This window comes from Rhodococcus sp. T9N, assembly GCF_024436645.1.
In the GTDB taxonomy this organism is placed as follows: domain Bacteria; phylum Actinomycetota; class Actinomycetes; order Mycobacteriales; family Mycobacteriaceae; genus Rhodococcus_F; species Rhodococcus_F qingshengii.
The window spans coordinates 183463-206601 of sequence record NZ_JAMSKS010000010.1 but is presented as its reverse complement, the minus strand read 5'-3'; the positions used below and the strand labels follow the sequence as shown (position 1 = coordinate 206601).

The following is a 23139-nucleotide window of genomic DNA, read 5'->3' as shown; positions in this document are numbered from 1 at the left end:
CCACGCTACGCACAATTCAACTGCGAAGCGCGAGTGCAACCTCGAGGTCGTCGTTGGTCAACATCATGTTGATCCCCGCTCCGGCCTTCGCCCCGGCGGCTGCGGCCATGATGACCTGGGCACCCGGGTCCACGACATTGCCCGCAGCGAACACGCCGGGCACGCTTGTGGCCCCCATCATGTCGACTGTGACGAAATCGCCCATCATCGTCTCGGCGCGCTGCGCACCGAATGCGCGCAAGATCGCATCGTTGGGGTCCATCGTGAGGGCGCCACCGACAAAGACCGCCGAACGCGCGACCACACTGCCGTCGGCCAACCGCACGCCCACCAACCGATCATCCTCGACGACGGGACCGGCAACCTCACCCTCGACGATCGAAATACCGCGAGCCGCAAGCTTTTCCCGATCTTCGGAACTCAGTTCGGTGATGCGATGAAGGAAGAGAACCACGTCATCGGACCACTGGCGAACCATGAGCGCCTGGTGCATCGCAAATTCCGCGCTCCTGGCGATCACGCCGAGCGGCTGATCACGCACGCCGTACCCGTGGCAGTACGGGCAGTGCAACACATCGCGTCCCCAACGCTCGCCGAAGACTTCGAGTTCTACCGGTAGGCGGTCCGTCAGACCCGTCGAAACAAGCACCTTGCGCACCTGAATCTTGCTGCCGTCAGCCAGTTCTACCGAGAATTTCTCGCCGTCCCGTGTCACGGAGACAACGGTGCCGTCGTGGAACTCGCCGCCGAATTTGCGGACCTCACCTCGGCCGATGGTCAACAATTCTGCGGGGTTCATGCCGTCACGGGAGAGGAATCCGTTCATGTGGTCGGCGGCCGCGTTCCGTGGCGATCCGTTGTCGAAGACGATCACGGACCTGCGTGCCTGACCGAGAATGAGTGCGGCGTTGAGGCCTGCCGCACCGGCTCCGATTACTGCTACGTCGAATGAGTTCTGCGTCATGAATCCAGAATGACAAGAGAACGCAGTCTTGACAAACGCTGTTGCCACTTTGGCAAAATGAGTGCATGACCGAAACATCGTTCGAAGCCGTACTAGCCGGCATCGGCCCTCGTCTACGTGCGTTGCGCCAACAGTCCGACATGACCCTGGCCGATTTGTCGGAGACCACCGACATCAGCGTCAGCACACTGTCGAGACTCGAATCCGGTACTCGCCGAGCCAACTTGGAGCTTCTGCTGCCGATTGCCAAGGCACACGGCGTCCCCTTGGACGACCTCGTGAACAGCAAGATCAAAGATCCGCGCGTGCGCGAAGAACCTCGGACGGTCGGATGTATGACGGTCATTCCGTTGACGAGTCAACCCGGCAATCTGCAGGCCTACAAGATGATCATCTCGCCCACCGACGACGATCGCGAACCGGGATCCCACGAGGGCTACGAGTGGGTCTACGTTCTGTCCGGGCGCATCCGACTCCAACTCGGCGACCGGGATTTCATCATGGGGGCAGGCGAGGCCGCCGAGTTCGACACGCACATCCCGCACCGCATCAGTGCTGCCGACGGACGGCCGGCCGAGGCGATCAGCCTCTTCGGAAAACAGGGCGAGCGGGTTCACCTACGCGCAGCGCCGGCCGACAGACGCGGCTGAGGAAAATTCTCCGAGAAGCGAGGACATCTACAAGCGGGTGACTCGGTGGAGCGGGTGCACATCGTTGAGAGATGACTGAGAATCCGGCCAAACCAATTCCACCTGTTGTACCGCGCCGCCTGTCTCCGCGCGAGATAGCTAGCCCGATGAATCATCATGACCGAGAAGAGGAATCCCGATGAGTGGAAAAACCACTTCCTACTGCGGTCCGGGCTCGTGCACGATTTGAATCGCTCCGATGAAGTGGTTCGGCGGACCCACCTTGTCGATGTATGGAATGTAGATGTTCGTTCGTCCCACAGGGCCTGCCGACCGCTCAGAGCTCTTGCAGGGTAATTGATCTTGCGTCCAATCATTCGTCGAGTTCGCGGGGCGACGAATTCACGTAAGTGGCGAAAACAAGGGGAATGACATGGAATTACGACAACTCGCGCGCGATCTTCAAGTCTCGCGTATTGGCTTAGGGTGTAACAACTTTGGTACCCGACTGGACCCTGAGGGGAGTACGGAGGTCGTCCGTACCGCCCTCGATGAGGGCGTCACCCACTTTGACACAGCGACGATGTACGGAAACGGACGCTCGGAGGAAATCCTCGGCAAGGCGCTCGCAGGTCAACGAGACCAGGTGGTAATCGCCACCAAAGCGATTCCACGCCCGCGTGAGGTCGATTACAAGCCCGGAGTACTCGCACGAAGCATCGAGGATAGCTGTGAGGCAAGCTTGCGGCGACTCAGCACCGACCGAATCGACTTGTACTACCAGCATGTCCCTGACCCCGATGCTCCACTGGAGGAGGCCATCGAGGCGTTGAATGGGCTGGTAGCCAAAGGGAAAGCCCGCCACGTAGCTTGCTCGAACTACTCCGCGGATCAGATGAGGCAGGCCGAGGGCATCGCCACCGGTACTGGCGCATCGCATTTATTGGCGAACCAGGTCGAATGGAATTTGCTCAACCGCGCGATCGAGGCAGACATTGTTCCCGCCGCACACGAGGTCGGAATGTCAATCATCCCTTTCTTTCCGCTTGCTTCCGGAATGCTCACCGGTAAGTACACGATGCGACGGCCGTTTCCGACCGGCAGCCGACTAGCCAGTGCGCCGTACTTCGCCACACTGGCGACGGAAGAGAACTTCGAGTACGTGGAGAAACTGTCAGCGTTCGCACAAGCGTACGGACACTCGATACTCGAACTCGCCATAGCGTGGCTGTGCGCGCAGGAGAGCGTTCCCTCTGTGATCATCGGTGCGATGAACCCCGAACAAGTGCGATCAAATGTTGCCGCCGCGGAGTGGAAGCTCGACGACGACGTTCTTGCGGCGCTGCCTTCGCGCCCCTGAAAGTCTGCGGTTCAACTCCTTTTGCTGATTTGACTACTGAGCAGCCAGATAGAAAACAAACGGCCCGCGCACTGGTAGCTCGCTTTCGCAGTCCAATGTTGGACTTCCAACCTGTAAGCCGCGTCGACCGTATTCGTTCCGCCGGCAGTCGCAACGACAGGACCAGCGCATCACCTCCGAGTGTGTGTGAGTGACGAAGAGAAGTGGCCATCGATGACCTACCAGGCTGTGCAGCCAATCGAGGGCACTGCCCTCTGCTGGGGATGCATCCCACACGCTGATTTGATACAGCTCGCCGAGTTGGCCCGTAGGGGCGGCTTTCCAGAGATCACTGTTCATCCCTCGCAATATTCGATTGTGAAGAGTGCCGACTCCCGAGTGCGGGAGCGCCTGGACGATCTAGGTGTGACTGTTGGCGTGATCGATGCGCTCATGACCTATCTACCCGGCTCTGCTCGACTGGATGAGGTACCTCCACACTGGCGCAAGCTCATGGTAGATCTCGAAGAGTGTCTCGAAGCCGCTGAGGCGCTTCACGCTCGCACTCTCAACGTCGCCCATTTCTTGGGTGATCCGACAGTGAAGAGAAACGCGCTGGCGTCGGCGGTGCGACAAGTCGCCGACCGCGCAGCCGAGGTCGGAGTTCGTGTCAGTCTGGAGTTCATCCCCGGCACAGGAATACCGGATCTCGGTGCGGCGTTGGACATCGTCCGGCGAGCCGACCACCCCGGCGTTGGAATCCTGTTCGATACTTGGCACTTTCTGCGCTCGGGTGGTACGCCGACCCAGCTTGCAGAGGTTACCCATGGTCAGGTATTCGAATTGCAGATCAGCGATCGTGTCCAGCCTGGCCGCCACGATCCCTATGTACCGATGACCGGCCGCCTGGCTCCTGGCGAGGGAACGGCGCCGATCGCGGAGATTGTGCGGGCGTTGGGGGTCGTGGCTCCCGACGTCGTGTTGGGAGTCGAGGTGTTCACCGCTGATATCGGAGATCCGGAGGAAACCGTGGCCCACCTTTCCGCGGCCACTCGGATGTTCCTGCGGAGTACTGAATTTGGTTCGCCCGCGGGCATTGTCGAGCCGTCATGAGCTATTCCGAGGCCCTGAGTTTGGTGCGATACCAAACTCGCACCGCCGCCGCGTTTCCAATTTGGCCACTCCGCCAATCGGAGACCAGTTCAAACCACGCGGGACTCTTTTGACAGGATGGTGTCGGATCGGGGTATCCGGCGTGCAAGTAGCCCAGGTACTCGTCGAGGAATGAAACAGCGCGTTCCTACGATGGGTGTACGGGTCACAGCCGCTGAAAAGGAACTACGCCCCAGCGACGGCAATCATGCCGACTGCCGCCAGCGCCAACAGCATTCCCGCTTGTTGCACGCGGCTTACCCGCTCGCCCAGCATCACCATGGCGAGCAGAACCGTCGCAGCCGGATACAGCGAACCGATCACGCTGACCAGTGAGAGCATTCCGCCTTGGAAGGCGTAGATCATCGTCCCGTTCGCGACGACGTCGAGGACGCTGACGTACACCGCGAGCTTGAGTGGCTCGCCTCGTGGGAGAACGAAGTGACCGGCCGCCAGCGCGACCAACCACACCACGACGGTCGCGGCGCCTCGAGATACGGCCAACGCCCACAGCCCGCTGCCCTCGCCGATCTGGTGAAGTGCGATGAACGAGAGCGCAAATGCGCCACCGCTTCCGACGGTCAGAAGAGCCACTTGTCTGGTGAAGCGGAGGGTGATTCCGCCGGCAACCTCACCCGCGGTGTCGTCAGGCGACTCGCGGCTGACCAGGACGACGGCGACCAGCGCGACGGCAATACCCAGGTACGCGATCAACCCCGGCCGCTCACCGAAAGCGAAGCCGACGAGCACCGGAATGCCCGCCACCAGAACAGCTGTCAGCGGCGAGACCACCGACATGGGGCCGGTTGCCAGCGCGAGATAGAACCACCAGACCGCCAGACCACTCGTGACGCCCGCGATCGCACCCCAGATCAGACCGTTCGGCGTCAGCGTCCCGGATACGAAAGGTGCTGCGATCAGTACGATGACGAGCGAGAGTGGATACGAGACGATCACCACACGCAGTGCGGCAACTCGTCGTGACGCAACTCCCCCGACGAAGTCGCTGACTCCGTAGGCAACTGCCGCCACGAGGGCAAGCAGGATGGAGGTCAGCGCATGCCCTTGATACGACGACCGAGCTCGCGGGTCACCTCGCGCTCGGCGGTGCGCTTGGCCATGTCCTGGCGCTTGTCGTAGTCCTGCTTACCTTTTGCCAGTGCGAGTTCGACCTTGACCTTGCCGTCGTTGAAGTACATCGACAGCGGGACCAGCGTCTGGTTTCCCTCGCGGGTCTTGCCGACGAGGTGCTCGATTTCACGCTTGTGCAGCAGGAGCTTTCGGGTACGACGTGGCGAATGGTTGTTCCACGTGCCTTGCGTGTACTCCGGAATGTGCAACGAGCGCAACCACACTTCGCCGTTGTCCACCGTGGCGAACGCGTCGACGAGCGACGCCTTGCCTTCACGCAGACTCTTGACCTCGGTCCCGACGAGAGCGATGCCGGCCTCGTAGGTGTCGATGATCGTGTAGTTGTGGCGTGCTTTGCGATTGGTCGCAATGACCTTGCGGCCCTTTTCCTTCACTGTCCGGGCCTCTCAGTCCGCTGTCTTGCTGTCGAATGGTTCTTGCTGTTCCAGCATAGAAGCTCGTGCAAACCGATTATTCGCGGACGTACAGACGCAGCGTCACGTACGCCGTCACCGCGGCCATTCCGACACCGGCAAGTACGAGGATCGGCGAGACGAACAGCACGTCACTGTTGGATATCCGCGCCACGATGTTTGCTTCGTAGACGTCGGACAGGACCCCGTCGATGAAGACGTTCTTCGCCGTGAACAGCCCGGCAATGGCGAGCACCGCACCGATCAAGGCCGCCACGACGGCTTCGAGGAGGAACGGAAGCTGGGTGTACCAACGCGTCGCGCCGACCAACCGCATGATGTTGACCTCGGTACGACGCGTGAACGCGGCGATCTGGACCATGTTGGCGATCAGCAGGATGGCCGCTATCGCCTGGACGATCGCGATCGCGAACGCTGCGTTGCGCACTCCACCGAGCACGCTGAACAGTCGGTCCACCAACTCGCGCTGATTGAGCACACTCTCGACGCCGGGCCTCGAACCGAAGGTGTCGTTGATGACGCCGAACCGCTCCGGGTCACTGAGCTTGACCTTGAACGACGCCGGGAAGCTGTCCGGGCTCACCAGGGCTGCCAGTTCGGGCTGGTCCTTGAACACGCGCTCGGTGGCGTCCTTCACGGCGTCTTCGCGGTTGAGGTACTGAACCGCGACGACGGACGGAGTCTGCTCGAGTTCCTTGCGCAACGAACTGCAGATCTCCTGCTCGCAACCGGGATCGGCCGAAGAGATGTCGTCGGTCAGGAAGATCTGCACCTCGACTCGTTCGAGGAAGATCTGCTGGGTCTTGCCTGCCATCTGCACGACCAGCAGACCACCGCCGAAGAGTCCGAGGGAGATCGCCGTCGTCAAGATCATGGCGATGGTCATCGTGATGTTGCGGCGTAGGCCGGTCAGGACTTCGCTGAAAATAAAGCTGGCGCGCATCGGGGAATCCGATTCCTTTTCGAGAGGCCGGTTGTTTCACGACAACCGGTGGGCGTACGGGACGTGTGGTCGTAGTCGGCGCTACCTGCCGACGCCGTACACACCCCGCGCTTCGTCTCTGGTCACCTTGCCGAGATCGAGTTCGATGACGCGTCGACGCATGGAGTCGACGATGTGGTGATCGTGGGTCGCCATCACGACGGTGGTGCCGGTGCGGTTGATCCGCTCGAGCAGCAGCATGATGTCCTGGCTCGTTTCGGGGTCCAGGTTGCCGGTGGGCTCGTCGGCGAGCAGCACGAGAGGGCGGTTCACGAATGCGCGGGCGATGGCGACGCGCTGCTGCTCACCGCCGGAAAGTTCGGTGGGCAGTCGATCGGCTTTGCCGGCCAGACCGACCATGTCGAGAACCTCGGGCACAGTGCGCGCGATGACGTTGCGGGGCTTGCCGATGACTTCCAACGCAAAGGCCACGTTCTCGGAGACCGTCTTCTGCTGAAGCAAGCGGAAGTCCTGGAACACACAGCCCATGCTCTGGCGAAGCTTCGGCACGCGGCGGGCCGCCAACTTGTTGACGTGGAAATCCGCGACCTCGATGTCGCCGGACGTGGGCGACTCCATCTTGAGCAGCAACCGCATGAACGTCGACTTGCCGGAGCCGGAGGGGCCGATGAGGAAGACGAACTCCCCCTTCTCCACCTCCACACTGACCTTGTCGAGCGCCGGCCTGGTGGAGGCCTTGTAGGACTTCGACACATTCTTCATGCTGATCACAACTAGCCAGTCTAGCCGTTATCTAACGGTGACCTTGGCGCCACGCGCGAGCACCCTCGTCCTTATCCGGTACCGGTGGTCGCGGGTGACTGCGGCACAGACGTCGGTGCCTGCATCGCCGCGCCAGGTTGGGGAACGGTCGTCGTCGCCGGAGTGGTCGGCACCGTGGTCGCGGACTGTTCGGCGTTGCCCGGCGCAGGCGCGGGACCCGAAGTCGGCGTCGGAGAACCTGAGCTGCCCGTGCTCGATTCCGGAGACTGGGTCTCGGACGTAGTCGTCGGCTCGGTCGAGGACGGCACGGGGGTCGTCGTCGACGGTTTGACCGAGGGCGCGACGTAAGGCTCGGTCTGCGACGTGTCCACGCTGGGCGGTGGTGTCACTGCGGTCGGGTCCTCAGGATTGAGATACGTATGCAACAGATACGTCAATATCCACGCCACGATGAGAATGAAGGTAGAGGTTCGCATCCGGCCGCCGAAGATCCGGGACGGGAGCCAGTCCAGGTGAAACAGTCGGTCGAGTCCGCGGCGCGGTTCCTGATCGGTCATTCGCTCGCCTCCTCGGTCCGTACGGTGTGCAGATCCGGTGACACCGTGATCCCCTGACGTCGCAGTGCTGCGGCGACGCGGACACGAAGAGCGCGTCCGACCTGGAACTGTTTGCCAGGGAGTGTGCGCGCGACCATCCGCACGTTGACCTGATCGACCTCCAGGCTTTCGACGCCCATGACCGTGGGCTCGTCGAGCAGCAGTTTCTTGAGTCCGCGGTCGGCCATCGCGTCGACTCCGACCTGGCGAAGCACCTCGTTGACCCGGGTGAGATCGGCGGTCGCCGGAACCGGAACGTCGATGACGGCGCGTGCCCAATCCTTGGACAGGTTGGTCGCTTTCACGATCTGCCCGTTGGGAACGGTGATGACCTCGCCGTCGGAGTTCCGCATTCGCGTCACGCGCAGGGTCACGTCCTCGATGACACCCTCGGCGTCGTCGGAGGAGCCGGTGATCGCAAGCCGGACGGTGTCACCGAAGCCGTACTGGCGTTCGGTGATGATGAAGAAACCGGCAAGAATGTCCTGCACGACGCGCTGTGCACCGAAACCGAGCGCCGCACCGAGAACGGTCGCCGGCGCGACGAGACTGCCGATCGGCAGGTTCAGTTGGTCGAGAACCTTCAGCGTCGCGATCACGTAGATGAACGTGATGACCACCCAGGTGATGACCTGCGCGACCGAGTGACGATGCTTGGTGGCCTCGGAACGAACCAGCGCATCGCCCAACTGATAGTTGGAGTCGATCTGGTCGGTGACCTTGTTGCCTCCCCAACTGACCAACCGGGCGAGAATCATCGCCCCGAGCACGGTCATGAGGACGGACAAACCGGTGGTTTGAAGCCAATCGAGCAGGTTCTGCCCAGGTCGAAGTAAAGTCATCGTGCCTTTCGGTATCCGAACGCTATGCGGACTGGTTCTCGCTCATGCGCCAGCGGATGCCGGCCTCGAGGAACCCGTCGATGTCGCCGTCGAGCACTGCCGACGGGTTGTTGACCTCGTACTCGGTACGCAGGTCCTTGACCATCTGGTACGGATGCAGAACATAGGAGCGCATCTGGTTGCCCCACGAGCTGCCGCTGTCGCCCTTGAGCGCATCCATCTCGGCGCGCTCTTCCTGACGCTTGACCGCGAGCAGCTTTGCCTGCAGGACGCGCATCGCCGACACCTTGTTCTGGAGCTGCGACTTCTCGTTCTGACAGGTGACGACGATTCCCGTCGGGATGTGCGTGAGTCGAACGGCGGAGTCCGTCGTGTTGACCGACTGGCCGCCGGGACCGGACGAGCGGTAGACGTCGACGCGGATGTCGTTCTCGTTGATCTCGATGTGGTCGGTCGTCTCGACGACCGGCAGTACCTCGACCTCGGCGAACGACGTCTGACGACGACCCTGGTTGTCGAAGGGGCTGATGCGAACGAGCCGGTGAGTGCCCATCTCGACGGACAACGTGCCGTACGTGTACGGGCCTTTGATCGCGAACGTCGCGCTCTTGAGTCCGGCTTCTTCGGCGTACGACGTGTCGTAGACCTCGACGCCGTAGTCGTGCTTCTCCGCCCAGCGGATGTACATACGCATGAGCATCTCGGCCCAGTCTGCAGCGTCGATACCGCCGGCACCGGAGCGGATGTTGATGAGCGCGTCGCGCTCGTCGTACTCGCCCGAGAGCATGGTCTTGACTTCCATCGCCGCGATGTCGTCTCGCAGGCTCGCGCGCTCGGCGTCGGCGTCGGCCACCGCGTCGGGGCCTTCGTCTTCTGCCAGTTCGTAGAGGATCGGCATCTCGTCGAGTCGCTCGCGTAGTGCCACGATCCGGCGCAGCTCGGCCTGCGCGTGGGAGAGCTGGCTCGTGACCTGCTGGGCGTGTTCCTGGTCGTTCCACAGACCCGGGTCGGCTGCCTGGTGCTCGAGCTCGTCGATGCGTCGGCGCAGCTCCTCGACGTCCACAACCGATTCGCAGGTGCGAAGGGTGGTGTCGAGGGCGTTCAGGTCTGCAATTACGTCGGGATGCACGGTTCTCAAGGCTACCGGGTGCCGACCTCGGCCCTGCCGCCCGTCACGTATTGGGATCACCGGGACTGGAAGCCTTGCCAACCTCGCTCCGAGGGAACCTACTGGAACGATGACTGTCACCGACGAATACCTGCAGAACAACGCCGCCTACGCCGAGCAGTTCACCGGACCGCTCCCCCTCCCACCCAGCAAACACGTCGCCGTACTCGCCTGCATGGACGCCCGCATCGACGTCTATCGGGTGCTGGGAATCAAGGAAGGCGAATCGCACGTCATCCGCAATGCGGGTGGAGTCGTCACCGACGACGAGATCCGATCCCTGGCCATCAGCCAGCGTCTGCTGGGAACTACCGAGATCATCCTCATCCACCACACCGACTGCGGAATGCTGACGTTCACCGACGACGACTTCAAGCGATCCATCCAGGACGAGATCGGCATCAAACCAAATTGGGCTGCCGAATCGTTTCCCGACATCGACGAGGACGTCCGTCAGTCGTTGAAGCGCATCGAGAACAGTCCGTTCGTCACCGCGACGACCTCCCTACGCGGATTCGTCTTCGACGTCGCAACCGGAAAGCTGAACGAGGTCCTCCCCGATTGAGCCGGTAGGTTGTGTACCCGTGACCGATCGCGCATCCGACCTCGCACTCGCCCTCCGTATCGCCGACGAGGCTGACGCGATCACTCGCGCCCGCTTCGGCGCCCTCGACCTTCGAGTGGACGACAAGCCGGACCTCACCCCCGTCTCCGACGCCGATCTGGCTGTCGAGCGAGCAGTGCGCGCGACGCTCGGTGAGCATCGTCCTACGGATTCCGTACTCGGCGAGGAATTCGGCGGCGACGCAGTCTTCGAGGGCAGACAGTGGGTGGTCGACCCCATCGACGGGACCAAGAACTTCGTCCGCAACGTACCGGTGTGGGCCACGCTGATCAGCTTGCTCGAGGACGGCGTCCCGGTCATCGGCGTCGTGAGCGCACCTGCACTGAATCGGCGATGGTGGGCTGCAACAGGTTTGGGTGCACATACTTCCTTCGGGGACAGTGATGCGCGGGCGATCCAGGTATCCGCCGTCGATCGCAGCGAGTCAGCGAGCCTGAGCTTCTCGAGCCTCTCGGGGTGGAAGGACCGCGGAATTCGCGATCAGTTCGTCGAACTCACCGACGACGTCTGGCGCGTGCGCGGTTACGGGGACTTCTTCTCCTACTGCCTCGTGGCCGAAGGCGCCGTCGACATTGCTGCCGAACCCGAGGTGTCGCTGTGGGATCTGGCAGCGCTCGACGTATTGGTCCGTGAGGCCGGCGGCGCGTTCACCGATCTGGACGGCGGCGCAGGTCCGCACGGCGGCAGCGCGGTCGCCACCAACGGACTGCTGCACGAAGACGTTCTGGCCCGCCTGCGGTAACACCCGAGTACCAGAACATCCCACCCGCCGCAAGGGCCCGAGGGAGGAGTTCCGACAGGCCCGTCGGCAGGATTCGGCACGACATCTCGGCCCGTTGACTGGAAGTAGTTGATCACGCACTACTTCCAGGAGAACGATGAACCGGATTTCCAGGCGCACGATTCTGTTCGGTCTGGCCGCAGCGCCCCTCGGGCTCGCGGTGGGCTGCGGCGCCGACCCGGCAGCGAAGAGCGCCACGTTGGCGGTGGCCGGAACTTCGCGTCCGCTACCGATTCCGCCGCTTGCCGAATCCACCGTCGACGACGCCGGTGTTCGCCACTTCACACTTCGTGCCGGTGCCGGGACCACCGAGATCGTCGCGGGAAAACTCACCGACACTTGGGGTTTCAACGGATCCATTCTGGGGCCGACCGTCCGCGCCGAACGCGGAGAATCTGTCGCATTCACGATCGACAACACACTGGCAGAGCCCACGACCGTCCATTGGCACGGCATGCATCTGCCCGCCCGATACGACGGTGGCCCGCACCAAACCATCGAAGCCGGCGGACGCTGGGAACCGGCGTGGACGATCGGTCAGCCGGCGTCGACGCTCTGGTATCACCCACACCCGCACGGATCCACCGAACGGCACGTGCAGCGCGGTCTCGCCGGACTGTTCCTGATCGACGATACCGACACGCGGGCGCTGGACATCCCCAAAACCTATGGTGTCGACGATGTTCCGCTGATCATCCAGGATCGTCGATTCCTCGCCGACGGCAGCTTCGACGAATCGGATCCGACCGACATAGGCCTGCTCGGCGACACGATCGTCACCAACGGCATCTCCGACGCCTACCTCGACGTCACCACCGGGGTCGTCCGGTTGCGCATTCTGAACGGCTCTTCCGGCCGTCTCTACAACCTGGGGTTCCCCGACGACCGCACGTTCGATCTGATTGCCACCGACGGCGGACTGCTCGAATCACCGATCGCGATCAAGCGGATTCAGCTCAGCCCCGGCGAACGAGCCGAGATCGTGGTTCGCGTCGACCCCGGTGCGACGACCACACTGGTGTCGTTCCCGATCGAGGACGGCGGTGGCGTGAGTTCCTCCGACGCCGAGAACTTCGGCATGAACGACCGCTTCGACATCATCGAACTGCGGGGCGTTGCCAGCCGCGCGTCACGGTCGACTCTCCCGGCGCAGTTGGCCGTACTGCCGCGTCTGGATCCGTCGAAGGCAAGCGTTTCCCGAACCTTCGATCTGCAGTGGTACATGATCAACGGGCAACGAATGGACATGAACCGCATCGACTTCGAGGCCGAGGTCGGCGCGACCGAGGTGTGGACGATCACCAACAAGGACAACTGGCCACACAATTTCCATGTCCACGACGTACAGTTCCAGATCCTCGACGTCGACGGTCGCACCCCCCCGCCGCACTTGCGCGGACTCAAGGACACCGTCTACGCACCGCCGGGCAGCAGGGTTCGCGTCGCACTGCAGTGGTCCGAGTACACCGATCCCACGTTCCCGTACATGTTCCACTGCCACCTGCTGATGCACGAGGACCAAGGGATGATGGGCCAATTCCTCGTCCTCGAACCGGGGCAGAAGGCGGCTCCGATGCAGATGGACATGCCGATGGACATGCCGATGCCTTCGTCTGGTTCGCACTCCGGTCACTGAAAGTTCTGCAAGTGGTACACGGCGAGGCGAACCCGATTGTCGCAACCGGTCTTCGACATCAGGTTCGCCACGTGCGTCTTCACCGTGGTCACACCGAGATGCAGCGTGTCCGCGATCTCCTGATTGCTCTTCCCTTCTGCCACCAGTGCGAGGACCTGCGATTCGCGATCGGTCAACGGAACCTTCTCCGTCGCAGCAGTGTCTGCGATACCACCGATCACCGCTCGATCCACAACGCGGCGGAGAAGTTCCGGAGTGAACACCATCTCACCCTCGGCGATCCGCCGAATGGCGCCGAGCAGCTCGGCGGGTTCGGTGTCCTTGACGAAGAATCCCGAAGCCCCCGCGGCGAGTGCGGGATACAGATGATCGTCGTCGTCGAAGGTGGTCAGCACGAGAATGCGCGCTCGACGACCGGCCTTGACGATCTGCTGCGTGGCACCGATCCCGTCCAGCCCGGGCATTCTCAAGTCCATCAGAATCACGTCGGGATCCAATTCTGCAGCGAGCGCTACCGCCTCGACGCCGTTCGACGCCTCACCGGCCACGGTCATGTCCTCGGCTGCCGCGCACAGCATCCGCAAACCGGCGCGCACAAGTCGCTGGTCGTCGACGATCAGCACGCTGATCACGAGACATCGCCCGAGACAACGAGTGGAATACTCACGTGCACTTCCCATTTCCCGTCACTGTTGGTGCCGGCGGTCATCTCGCCGCCGACCAACCCCGCACGCTCCTGCATTCCCACCAGGCCATGACCTGCACTCCGAGGCGATCCCTCGACGTCGTTGACAACCCTGACATGCACCCGGTTGTCTTCGCGACCGACCGAGACCGATACCAGCCCCTTCTTGTCGCCGTGCTTCATGACGTTGGTCAGTGATTCCTGAATCACCCGCAACAACGTCAGCCTCCCGATCGCGTCGAGATCGGCTGCGCCTGACTCGACATTCTCCTGGGCATCGAAGACTGCCTGCACCTCGAAACCCGCCGCACGCACACGATCTATCGCCGCCTCGATTTCCGCCTCGACGGCATCCGGCTCGACCAGAGCGACCTCACCGAGCGAAGGATCACGAAGTGCGACCAGGAGGCGACGGATATCGGCCAGCGCATCGGACGCAGTCCCACGCACATCCGCGAGGACCTCACGCACGGCCTCGTCCTGGGGCGCCAAGACATGTTGAGCCACGCCGATTCTCAGGACGATCGATGCCATGTGGTGCGCAACCAGGTCGTGCAGTTCGCGGGCGAGCGCACTGCGCTCCGCAGCGCGGGTCTGCGCAAGATTGTTCGCGGCCAATTCACGCTGCGAGCGTAGATACAGCCCGAGCAGCAGTGGCAACCCCACGTACGCAAGCACTTTCACAGCCGTCGTGACAGACCAGAACGCTTCGTGAGATTCGAACCAGATACCCGCGAGCACCGAACCGCACCATCCTGCTGCCGATACGGCAACCATTTCTCTACGCTCGGCCCGCATCGTGACGTCGACGACGGCGACCGCCCCGAGATACGGAACAAGCTCGGACAGCCCCCAGGCGTCGGCGACGAACATCGGAACGGCGAGCGCCGAGATGACCAGGGACGCGAAGACCGGCCATCGACGGCCGACGGCGAAGGCGAGCGCCGACAGCATCGACAGAATCCAGTAGGTGAGGGGAACTCGATACTCCCCCGGATACGTGCTGGCGATCAACAGGCACGGGACCACCACCAACGGCGTGTAGCGCACGTACCGCTGTATCCGATCTGGCACCTCTGTCCGGTTCACCCCTCGAGCCTATGACGCGCATCATTTCGCGGTTTCTCGACAACAGACCTTACTGATGAGTAAGATAAGGATCGTCCAACGCCCCAACACCGAGAAACAGCTGGTGATCATGACCAAGCAAGACAGTGTTGCCCCCGACAAGAGCGCTCAGCGCAGCGAATCGGGCGCGCAGCGCGGCGGCGCCAAGGGTGCGCCCCGCGACACGTCCGCCGTCGGCCTGAACCCGATCAAACGCGACGCCATGGGCGCAGCCATGCGTGTGCTTACCAAGATCACCGGTTCGGAACTGGCCGAGAAGTTCAATCTGCGTCAGACCATCGATCGCGTGACCTACGAGGGCACCAAGACGGGCTTCAAAACCCTGGGTGCCGCCACTCGAGGATTCCAGAAGGTCTCGGGCAACGGCGCACCCAAGCGCCTGCCCGACAACCCGAGCAAGAACGCCGACTACTTCGATCTGACCCCCGACGACGACCAGAAGATGATCGTCGAGACCGTGCGCGAGTTCGCGGCCGAGATCCTGCGTCCCGCAGCGCACGACGCCGACGGCGCAGCGCAGGCACCCGCCGATCTCTCCAAGCGCGCAGCCGAGCTCGGCATCACGCTGATCAACGTTCCCGAAGAACTCGACGGAGCAGCTGCCGACCGCGGCGCAGTCACCAATTCGCTTGTTGCCGAGGCACTTGCGCACGGAGACATGGGACTTGCACTTCCGATCCTCGCACCCAGCGGCGTTGCAGTCGCACTGACGCAGTGGGGCACCGACGCGCAGCAGAAGACCTACCTTCCGGCCTTCACCGGCGAGCAGGTCCCCGGCGCAGCAGTGGTGGTCAACGAACCACGCGCACTGTTCGATCCGTTTGCCCTGCAGACCAAGGCAGTTCGCTCCCCCAGCGGCTACAAGCTCAACGGCGTCAAGAGCTTGGTGCCCGCCGCGGCTACGTCCGAGCTCTTCGTCATCGCCGCAGAACTCGACGGCAAGCCGTCCTTCTTCATCGTCGAATCCGACACCAAGGGACTCGTCGTCGAAGCAGATCCCAGCATGGGACTGCGCGCCGCAGGCCTGGGTCGCCTGATCCTCACCGATGTCGCTGTGTCGGAGTCCGCACTGCTCGGCGACGGTGACGCCGAGCAGCGCAAGGCCGAATACGCCGACGCGATTCGCCTGGCTCGCCTCGGTTGGGCGTCCATGGCCGTCGGAACCAGCCAGGCAGTTCTCGACTACGTGATTCCGTACGTCAACGAGCGCGAAGCGTTCGGCGAGCCGATCAGCCACCGCCAGGCGGTTGCCTTCATGGTCGCCAACATCGGCATCGAACTCGACGGACTGCGCCTGGTCACGCTTCGGGGCGCTTCACGCGCCGAGCAGGGCTTGTCTTTCGCTCGCGAATCCGCTCTGGCCCGGAAGCTGGCTTCCGAGAAGGGCATGCAGATCGGCCTCGACGGTGTGCAACTCCTCGGTGGACACGGGTTCACCAAGGAACACCCGGTCGAGCGCTGGTACCGCGACCTCCGTGCCATCGGCGTTGCCGAGGGCATCGTCCTCATCTGACGCCGCTGAACTTCCAGGAGAACCACGATGATCAACCTCGAACTTCCCAAGAAGCTCAAAGCATCAGCGAACCAGGCACATCAGGTCGCGGCGCAGATCTTCCGACCCATTTCACGTAAGTACGATCTCGCTGAGCACGAGTATCCCGTCGAGCTCGACACCATGGCCGCCATGGTCGAAGGCCTCTCCGATTCCGGTGGAGACATCGGCGGTGCCAGCGGCGGACGGTCCGACGCGAGCGCCAAGGGCGGCAACGCCAACGGCGGCAACATGTCTGCGCTCCTCAACTCGCTCGAAACGTCTTGGGGCGACGTCGGACTCATGCTCTCGATCCCCTACCAGGGGCTCGGCAACGCCGCGATCGCCGCAGTGTCAACCGACGAACAGCTCGAACGTTTCGGCAAAGTGTGGGCCTCGATGGCCATCACCGAACCGAGCTTCGGTTCCGACTCCGCCGCCGTGACCACCACCGCCGTTCTCGACGGCGACGAGTGGGTTCTCAACGGCGAGAAGATCTTCGTCACCGCCGGTGAGCGTTCGACGCACATCGTCGTGTGGGCGTCGGTCGACAAGTCGAAGGGCCGAGCGGCCATCAAGTCGTTCGTCGTTCCGCGTGACGCACCGGGCCTGAGCGTTGCTCGCCTCGAGCACAAGCTGGGCATCAAGGCCTCCGACACCGCAGTACTCCTGCTCCAGGATTGCCGCATTCCCGCGGACAACATCCTCGGCAGCCCGGAGGTCAACGTGGAGCAGGGCTTTGCCGGCGTCATGCAGACGTTCGACAACACCCGGCCCCTCGTTGCAGCCATGGCCGTCGGCGTCGGACGCGCAGCTCTCGAAGAACTGCGCGGCATCCTGACCGAAGCCGGTGTCGAGATCTCCTACGACACACCGGTCTACAACCAGCATGCAGCTGCAGCCGAGTTCATCCGTTTGGAAGCCGACTGGGAGGCCGCGTACCTGCTGTCTCTGCGCGCGGCGTGGATGGCCGACAACAAGAAGCCGAACTCGCTCGAAGCGTCCATGTCCAAGGCGAAGGCCGGCCGCACCGGCACCGACGTGACGCTCAAGGCAGTCGAGTTGGCCGGCACTTACGGCTACTCGCAGCGCCCGTTGCTCGAGAAGTGGGGCCGCGACTCGAAGATTCTCGACATCTTCGAGGGCACCCAGCAGATCCAGCAGCTGATCGTCGCACGCCGTCTACTCGGAAAGTCGTCCGCCGAACTGAAGTGACGGTCGCACGGACCAGATCCCGAAACACTCCGCCCCGCCACCTTTCGAGGTGGCGGGGCGGAGTGCTCGGTCGCCATCGTGAAACTTCACCACCGAAACCTGATTGCGCATTAGTGTGTAATCAGTCCTACAACGACGCTGGGAAGAGGTTCACGTATGCCCGGATTGGTCACCAAGGTCACTGACACCATCGGCGCGGCGGGGGTTATGTTCCGAGCCGGACTCGTCCCGTTCCCTCGCCTCGATCGCGGACTCAAATCCATTGCAGCCGTGGACAAGTACGGACCCTTTGCCGGGCCGGTCCATGCACACGCCGAGAACGGCTACGATGCGGTGGCGATCATCGACGAGCGCGGACCCATCACCTATGCCGAGCTCGAGCGTCAGAGCAACGCGTTGGTCCGGGCGTGGCAGGCCGACGGCATCACCTCCGACTCCGTCATGGGTGCGATGTGCCGTAACCATCGAGGCTTGGTCCTGACCATGCTGGCGGCAGCAAAGAACGGAACGAAGCTCGTTCTCATGAACACGGGCTTCGCTCGGCCCCAACTCGTGGACGTCGCAGCGCGTGAGAAGGTGGTCGCCTTCGTCTACGACGACGAGTTCGCGGACATCGCCGATGCCTTGCCGGACGACGTCGTCGTCTATCGTTCCTGGCCAGAGGGCACAGCCGCTGACGGTTCCACGGCAGCTACTCTCGACGAGGCCATCGCCGGACGCACCACGTCGTCGGTGCCGGCACCCGAGAAGAACGGTGGCTTCGTCCTCCTCACCAGCGGCACAACGGGAACTCCCAAGGGTGCGCCGCGTGGCCACACCTCCCCTCTCGCGTCGGCACAGTTCCTCGACCGCGTGCCGTTGCGCCGCGGACAGACCATGATGATGGCGGCCCCCGCCTTCCACGGAACCGGTGTCTCGCAGTTCGCTCTCGCGTTGGCGCTCGGCCAGACCGTCGTCATGCATCGAAAGTTCGATCCGGAGAACACGATCAAGCTTGTCGCCCAGTACAAGTGCGACAGTCTGGTCGTGGTCCCGACGATGCTCACTCGCATCATCGACCTCGGTCCCGACGTGCTGTCCAAGTACGACACGTCGAACCTGAAGATCATCTTCTCGGCAGGTTCGTCACTCTCACCCGACCTGTGCAAGCGAGTCACGGCCTCGTTCGGGTACGTCCTCTACAACCTGTACGGATCCACCGAGGTCGCAGTGGCCACGGTCGCGACTCCCGAGGATCTGACGATTGCGCCGGGAACCGCGGGCCGCGCTCCGGTGACCTGTCACGTCGAACTGTTCGACGAGAACAACAAGAAGATCACCACCCCACACACGATCGGCAGGATCTTCGTCGCCAGCGGGCTGAGCTTCGAGGGATACACCGACGGGCGCGACAAGGAACGTATCGACGGACTTCTCTCGACCGGCGACGTCGGACACTTCGACGCCAACGGCCTCCTCTTCGTCGACGGCCGCGACGACGACATGATCGTCTCCGGTGGCGAGAACGTCTACCCGCTCGAAGTCGAGAACCTGCTCGCCGATCGCGAGGACGTCTTGGAAGCGGCAGTCATCGGAGTCGAGGACGCCGACTTCGGGCACCGTCTGCGAGCGTTTGTCGTCGTCGCCCACGGCGCCGACCAGAACTCCGACGAGCTGAAGGATCACGTCCGGTCGAATCTCGCGCGCTACAAGGTTCCCCGCGAGATCGTCTTCATCGACGAACTTCCCCGCAACGCCACCGGAAAGCTGTTGCGCCGCGTCCTGATCGAGATGGAGATCAGCGAAGACTGAGCACAGTCACAAAGCTCTGAGCGTGCGGATCAATTCCGCCTCGTCGACGCGAGTGGAGTGCCCGTCGCGGAGCACGACCTCGCCCGCAACCAACACCGTGTCCACTATCTGACGACTGCCCGTCGTGAGAATGGACGCGCCCGGATCTCGCACCGGGAGGCAACCGAAGTCGCGTTCGAACCGAATCATGGTGAGGTCGGCGGGATCGCCCACGGAGATCCCGCCGGACCTGGCCGGCAGACCGAGTGCTGCGTTTGCACCGCCGGATGCGATGTCGATCATGGCTTCGAAGCCGAGCAGGTCGGCGCGGCCGCGCGCGGCTCGCTGCACGTAGGCGCCGGTGCGCAGCGTCTCGAGCATGTCCTGAGTATCGTTGCTGGCTGCGCCGTCCACACCCAACCCCACCGCGATCCCCGCGTCGAGGAAACTCGGGACGGGCGCGATTCCGCTACCGAGGCGCATGTTGCTGACGGGGTTGTACGACACTCCGACGCCGCGCTCCGCCAGCACCTTCTGACCACGGTCGTCGAGTTCGACGCAGTGGACCGCCAGCACCCGGTCCCACAAGAAACCATGGGAATCCAGGTAGTCGACCGCGTTCATGCCCGCGTGTTCGGTACACATCGTGTTGTCGGTCTGCGTCTCGAGCAGGTGAATCGAGACCGTCAGGTCGCGAGCCTGCGCGAACTCACGCACTTCCGACATCCCCTCCGGGGTCAGGGAACGCGGGTTCGGTACCGCGACTGCCACGTCAATGCGGGAACCGGCGACGTCCCGCATCATCTGATCCGTATGTGCGAGAACGTCTCCGAGTGGTTGCATGAGCCGCGGATCGAAGCCCCACTTCCTCGTCTTGTCCGCCCGGTCTGCGGTTCCGCGTCCCAGCACCGCACGAATCCCGGTGTCGTGCAACGCCCGGATCACGGCATCGTGAACCTCGCTGGACGGGTGCGGCCACATGTGTTCGACCAGGGTGGTCGTACCGCTGCGCAATGCCTCCAGCGAGGCTGCGACAGTGGCCGCGTATGCGCGCTCGGGAGTGATCTGAACCGACTCTTCTGCGACCGCGAGTAGCCATTCGAGAAGCGGTGCCCCTTCGGCGATCCCACGCATCAGTGACTGCTGAAGGTGCGTATGGGTGTTGACGAACCCAGGGATCAGATACGCCCCCGATCCGTCCACACTTCCAGGTGTGGCGGTGCCGGTCGACTTCTCGATCGATTCGACCACCCCATTCGAGACGACGACGTCGTGGCCGGTCAGCCATTGCCCGCCGCTGTACAACGTCACGTCCCGGATGATCACGTCGGTCATGTTCTTGGGCGCGGTAGTCATCGCCAGTTCTCCTGAAAGTGTGTGACGGAACGGATACGGATCAACGCGCGAAGTTCGCGCGTACTCGCTGGTCGATGTAGTCCTCGGCAGTGATCGGCGGGTACTTGCCCGCCGGCCCCTCGATGGTCACGTCGCGGTTCGCCTGAGCGAAGAACGCGAGGCTGTAGCGGGCTCCCCGATAGTCGGTGACTCCGGGACTCTTGACTCGATGAAAATTCGACGGCAGGACGTCATCACTCCATCTCATCAGCATGTCGCCGATGTTGCAGGTGATTGCTTCCTCAGCCGGCACCACCGACGTCCATTCCTGGGTGTCCATCTCCTTGCCCGGGCACAGTTGCAAGCCGCCCTGACCGTCACGCTGGAAAAGCAATGTCAGGCAATCGAAATCGGTGTGTGCTCCGGCACGCCACATCCCTTCGACATCTGCGTCGGCGGCAAGGGGGAAGTAGTGGAGTAGTCGCAGCGTGCTCTGGTAGGTGTCCACCGACGGGTCATGTGCCCTGGTGAAGAAGTCTCGTTCGAATCCCAGCTTCTCGGCGAAGCACGACAACAGGTCCATCGCAATGCCCCAGCACTTGGCTTCGAAGTCCAGGATCGTTTCGCGGAATCCGCCCAATTCGTCTGCAGTGGGCCACAGATCACCCATATGCGGGCGGGTCACCTGATAGGACTCTTTCTGATCAGGTGTTCCGATGGACGGACGCACCTGCGTCATGCTCTCCCAGCCGGAGTTGAAACCCTTCTTGAGCGGATACTGCGCTTTGACCTCAGTGGGCAGTGCAAAGAATCGCTCGGCCGCCGCGAAAGCCTCGCGGACCTGGTCCAGATCGATCCCGTGATTGACGATTTGGAAGAATCCGATGTCGGTCGCTGCCGACCACAACTCCTCGGCGATCTCGCTGCGCCGGTTCTCGAAATCCGAGAGATCGATTCTTCGGACCTCGCGGTCGGTGGTCTCCGTGCCCAGGCCACCCATGCGGGTCTCGCGGTTGAGTTCTGTCATGTCGTACGTCATTTGCTGTCAGCTCCTTCAGCGGATTCCGATGGACCGATCGGTGAACTTGTCGGTGTAGATCTCTTCTGCAGTCAACGACTGCGGTATCGCCGCACCCCCGGCGTTCAGGATGGGCTTCAGTTCTTCGACGGTGTGAGCGACTCGCGTCATGTCGAACGTGCCGACGGATCCGTCCGCCTCGTTCGCGATCAGGCCCTTCTCTTTCAAGAGTTGGGCACTGAACGCTGCTTCACCCTCGGTGTAGGGAGAGAACGACACGTCCTGCGAGACGACGTCGACAATGGCAGCATTCGCCGTATCCGGCGCAGTGATGTAGTCCGCGGTGGCCTGCTGAATGATCGGAACCAGCTTGCTCAAACACGGGGAGAGTGTCTCGACCTTGTCGGCACGAACGGAAACATTGGACGCGTAGATGTCGAAACCCGAATCTTTCAGCAGGTCATAGGAAACCGGCTTGTCCCACGCCGGCGTCTCCTTCTCGTACGTGTACGGTTCCGAATTCGCGAATCCTTGCTGAGCGATGGTCGGGTCACCGACAAATCGCGAGGGAGCTCCGTCGTAGCTCGTGTCGAGCTGAGACCGCTTCAGTAGGCCTTTCGCCACGAGCCACTGCGGAAACAGTTGCTCCTTGGAAACGACGACACTCGCGTCGGACTTGCCGATATCGGCAACACTCGCCCATTCCGGATGAGACTCTTTGTCCCACATGAGGATTGCCGGGCTGTACTTGAGCAATGGCGTGACGGCCACAACGGGCTGACTTGCCGCTGCCGCGATCACCTGATCGCCGTGCACCAAGCCGAGAGTGATCGAATCGTCGACGTACATCTGGGAGCTGACGGATTGGAACCCGATTGCCGGTCCCCCGGCCCGCAAGGTCAAGTCGACTCCGGTGTCCTTCCCTCCGGCGACAAGAGTCCCACTGACGGACTTGTCGTCGGTGTCGACCGAATAGCCGGGACCAAGCATCTCGAAGAGCGCCCCCATATCCGACTGTGGCTGCCATTGGAGTTGAGCCACAACGTTTTCCGGACAGAGACCCGCTAGGTTCTGAGCCTCGGCAGCTGGTTCGAGAGATTCAGCCTTGGCCGTCTCAGCCTCACTGGAGCTGCACGCAGTCAATCCGATGGCTGCACACATGGCCAGTGCCGCGCCCGCCGCTCCCACACTTCTGCGATTGGAATGCACCTTGCGATTTGAATACACAGCGTCTCCTTCGTGAAAACAATTGGGATGTGGGCGAACCAGGAAGGGTGATCCGATGAGCACACTCTGCAGCACGTGGATTACATGCAATCGACTCGTTGTTTCCATCAGGTAACGTGCGCCAGGATTCTCGCTTCACCTGCAATGTCACCTCACATTTACATTCAGCAACCTAGGCGACATACATGCAATTCAAGATGGTTCATACATATTGAACAACTTTTGCAT

22 protein-coding genes are annotated in these 23139 nt (G+C 62.5%); 9 read left to right on the top strand and 13 right to left on the bottom strand.

The genetic code is table 11. The features are described 5' to 3' along the window. Positions 1-16: 16 nt before the first annotated feature. Positions 17-964, bottom strand: a complete 948-nt coding sequence (locus tag M1L53_RS18170) for an NAD(P)/FAD-dependent oxidoreductase (RefSeq protein WP_050655138.1) — start codon at positions 962-964, stop codon at positions 17-19. A 65-nt stretch (positions 965-1029) separates the two neighbouring features. Between M1L53_RS18170 and M1L53_RS18165 the strand changes: the two genes are divergently transcribed. The 3 genes from M1L53_RS18165 (at position 1030) to M1L53_RS18155 (ending at position 4045) form a co-directional block, all read left to right on the top strand. Continuing rightward, a complete protein-coding gene (locus tag M1L53_RS18165; RefSeq protein ID WP_007731290.1) occupies positions 1030-1614 on the top strand; it encodes a helix-turn-helix domain-containing protein in 585 nt (194 codons plus the stop codon). Positions 1615-2026: 412 nt separating this feature from the next. Then, the gene (locus M1L53_RS18160) at positions 2027-2953 is read left to right on the top strand and encodes an aldo/keto reductase (protein ID WP_039973210.1); all 927 of its coding nucleotides are present in this window, start codon (positions 2027-2029) and stop codon (positions 2951-2953) included. A 213-nt stretch (positions 2954-3166) separates the two neighbouring features. Next, positions 3167-4045, top strand: coding sequence for a sugar phosphate isomerase/epimerase (locus M1L53_RS18155; protein WP_083471183.1), 879 nt, complete (start codon positions 3167-3169; stop codon positions 4043-4045). Between the two features lie 225 nt (positions 4046-4270). Here M1L53_RS18155 and M1L53_RS18150 read toward each other — a convergent pair whose 3' ends face one another. From M1L53_RS18150 to prfB, 7 genes are all read right to left on the bottom strand, one after another. Beyond that, positions 4271-5128 carry a DMT family transporter gene (locus M1L53_RS18150; RefSeq protein ID WP_073512801.1) on the bottom strand — a complete coding sequence of 286 codons (858 nt, stop codon included), beginning with the start codon at positions 5126-5128 and terminating at the stop codon, positions 4271-4273. Between the two features lie 8 nt (positions 5129-5136). Next, the gene (gene smpB, locus M1L53_RS18145) at positions 5137-5610 is read right to left on the bottom strand and encodes an SsrA-binding protein SmpB (RefSeq protein ID WP_003942330.1); all 474 of its coding nucleotides are present in this window, start codon (positions 5608-5610) and stop codon (positions 5137-5139) included. 76 nt (positions 5611-5686) lie between these two features. After that, entirely contained in the window at positions 5687-6592 is a 906-nt protein-coding gene (ftsX, locus tag M1L53_RS18140) for a permease-like cell division protein FtsX (protein ID WP_003942367.1), read from the bottom strand. 81 nt (positions 6593-6673) lie between these two features. Further along, positions 6674-7354, bottom strand: coding sequence for a cell division ATP-binding protein FtsE (gene ftsE / locus M1L53_RS18135; protein ID WP_020969258.1), 681 nt, complete (start codon positions 7352-7354; stop codon positions 6674-6676). Between the two features lie 71 nt (positions 7355-7425). Beyond that, on the bottom strand, positions 7426-7911 hold the full coding sequence (locus tag M1L53_RS18130) for a hypothetical protein (protein WP_007731286.1): 486 nt from the start codon (positions 7909-7911) through the stop codon (positions 7426-7428). After that, positions 7908-8792 (bottom strand): mechanosensitive ion channel family protein, encoded by an 885-nt coding sequence (locus tag M1L53_RS18125; protein ID WP_003942304.1) that lies wholly within the window; start codon positions 8790-8792, stop codon positions 7908-7910. The genes M1L53_RS18130 and M1L53_RS18125 overlap by 4 nt, the downstream gene beginning before the upstream one ends. Before the next feature lie 22 nt (positions 8793-8814). Beyond that, a complete protein-coding gene (gene prfB, locus M1L53_RS18120; RefSeq protein WP_003942364.1) occupies positions 8815-9921 on the bottom strand; it encodes a peptide chain release factor 2 in 1107 nt (368 codons plus the stop codon). Between the two features lie 109 nt (positions 9922-10030). On the opposite strand from prfB, the gene M1L53_RS18115 reads away from it, so the two are divergent. The 3 genes from M1L53_RS18115 to M1L53_RS18105 all read left to right on the top strand — a co-directional run bounded on the left by M1L53_RS18115 (position 10031) and on the right by M1L53_RS18105 (position 13002). Beyond that, entirely contained in the window at positions 10031-10525 is a 495-nt protein-coding gene (locus M1L53_RS18115; protein WP_007731285.1) for a carbonic anhydrase, read from the top strand. A 19-nt stretch (positions 10526-10544) separates the two neighbouring features. Then, positions 10545-11327 (top strand): histidinol-phosphatase, encoded by a 783-nt coding sequence (gene hisN / locus M1L53_RS18110; protein WP_054187613.1) that lies wholly within the window; start codon positions 10545-10547, stop codon positions 11325-11327. Positions 11328-11463: 136 nt separating this feature from the next. Beyond that, a complete protein-coding gene (locus M1L53_RS18105) occupies positions 11464-13002 on the top strand; it encodes a multicopper oxidase family protein (RefSeq protein ID WP_054187614.1) in 1539 nt (512 codons plus the stop codon). Here M1L53_RS18105 and M1L53_RS18100 read toward each other — a convergent pair. Further along, positions 12996-13634 (bottom strand): response regulator transcription factor, encoded by a 639-nt coding sequence (locus tag M1L53_RS18100; RefSeq protein WP_047271656.1) that lies wholly within the window; start codon positions 13632-13634, stop codon positions 12996-12998. The two genes, M1L53_RS18105 and M1L53_RS18100, sit on opposite strands and share 7 nt — an antisense overlap. Then, complete coding sequence (locus M1L53_RS18095; protein WP_042450087.1) at positions 13631-14776, bottom strand: sensor histidine kinase; 1146 nt, start codon at positions 14774-14776, stop codon at positions 13631-13633. Before M1L53_RS18095 ends, M1L53_RS18100 begins: the two co-directional genes overlap by 4 nt. 103 nt (positions 14777-14879) lie before the next feature. Here M1L53_RS18095 and M1L53_RS18090 point away from each other — a divergent pair, with 103 nt between their 5' ends. The 3 genes from M1L53_RS18090 to M1L53_RS18080 all read left to right on the top strand — a co-directional run bounded on the left by M1L53_RS18090 (position 14880) and on the right by M1L53_RS18080 (position 19352). After that, complete coding sequence (locus M1L53_RS18090) at positions 14880-16328, top strand: acyl-CoA dehydrogenase family protein (protein ID WP_003942317.1); 1449 nt, start codon at positions 14880-14882, stop codon at positions 16326-16328. A 27-nt stretch (positions 16329-16355) separates the two neighbouring features. Then, entirely contained in the window at positions 16356-17561 is a 1206-nt protein-coding gene (locus M1L53_RS18085) for an acyl-CoA dehydrogenase family protein (protein WP_003942363.1), read from the top strand. Between the two features lie 156 nt (positions 17562-17717). Then, positions 17718-19352, top strand: coding sequence for an acyl-CoA synthetase (locus M1L53_RS18080; protein ID WP_003942348.1), 1635 nt, complete (start codon positions 17718-17720; stop codon positions 19350-19352). Between the two features lie 6 nt (positions 19353-19358). On the opposite strand, the gene M1L53_RS18075 is transcribed toward M1L53_RS18080, so the two are convergent. Genes M1L53_RS18075 through M1L53_RS18065 form a run of 3 tightly spaced genes read right to left on the bottom strand, consistent with a single transcriptional unit; the run spans position 19359 to position 22911 of the window. Next, a complete protein-coding gene (locus tag M1L53_RS18075) occupies positions 19359-20687 on the bottom strand; it encodes an amidohydrolase family protein (RefSeq protein ID WP_007731280.1) in 1329 nt (442 codons plus the stop codon). A gap of 40 nt (positions 20688-20727) precedes the next feature. Then, positions 20728-21705: an isopenicillin N synthase family oxygenase gene (locus tag M1L53_RS18070; protein WP_003942293.1), complete on the bottom strand. Its 978-nt coding sequence runs from the start codon at positions 21703-21705 to the stop codon at positions 20728-20730. 15 nt (positions 21706-21720) lie between these two features. Continuing rightward, complete coding sequence (locus tag M1L53_RS18065; protein ID WP_082238981.1) at positions 21721-22911, bottom strand: nitrate ABC transporter substrate-binding protein; 1191 nt, start codon at positions 22909-22911, stop codon at positions 21721-21723. Positions 22912-23139 lie beyond the last annotated feature (228 nt).

Bases quoted from the DNA above. Each gene is read 5' to 3' on its own strand.
- M1L53_RS18125 (WP_003942304.1), bottom strand. From the start codon at position 8,792: ATGACTTTACTTCGACCTGGGCAGAACCTGCTCGATTGGCTTCAAACC.
- M1L53_RS18105 (WP_054187614.1), top strand. From the start codon at position 11,464: ATGAACCGGATTTCCAGGCGCACGATTCTGTTCGGTCTGGCCGCAGCG.
- M1L53_RS18080 (WP_003942348.1), top strand. From the start codon at position 17,718: ATGCCCGGATTGGTCACCAAGGTCACTGACACCATCGGCGCGGCGGGG.
- M1L53_RS18155 (WP_083471183.1), top strand. From the start codon at position 3,167: ATGACCTACCAGGCTGTGCAGCCAATCGAGGGCACTGCCCTCTGCTGG.
- M1L53_RS18070 (WP_003942293.1), bottom strand. From the start codon at position 21,705: ATGACGTACGACATGACAGAACTCAACCGCGAGACCCGCATGGGTGGC.
- ftsX (WP_003942367.1), bottom strand. From the start codon at position 6,592: ATGCGCGCCAGCTTTATTTTCAGCGAAGTCCTGACCGGCCTACGCCGC.
- M1L53_RS18160 (WP_039973210.1), top strand. From the start codon at position 2,027: ATGGAATTACGACAACTCGCGCGCGATCTTCAAGTCTCGCGTATTGGC.
- M1L53_RS18170 (WP_050655138.1), bottom strand. From the start codon at position 964: ATGACGCAGAACTCATTCGACGTAGCAGTAATCGGAGCCGGTGCGGCA.
- M1L53_RS18085 (WP_003942363.1), top strand. From the start codon at position 16,356: ATGATCAACCTCGAACTTCCCAAGAAGCTCAAAGCATCAGCGAACCAG.
- ftsE (WP_020969258.1), bottom strand. From the start codon at position 7,354: ATGAAGAATGTGTCGAAGTCCTACAAGGCCTCCACCAGGCCGGCGCTC.
- M1L53_RS18075 (WP_007731280.1), bottom strand. From the start codon at position 20,687: ATGACTACCGCGCCCAAGAACATGACCGACGTGATCATCCGGGACGTG.
- M1L53_RS18115 (WP_007731285.1), top strand. From the start codon at position 10,031: ATGACTGTCACCGACGAATACCTGCAGAACAACGCCGCCTACGCCGAG.
- M1L53_RS18130 (WP_007731286.1), bottom strand. From the start codon at position 7,911: ATGACCGATCAGGAACCGCGCCGCGGACTCGACCGACTGTTTCACCTG.
- M1L53_RS18165 (WP_007731290.1), top strand. From the start codon at position 1,030: ATGACCGAAACATCGTTCGAAGCCGTACTAGCCGGCATCGGCCCTCGT.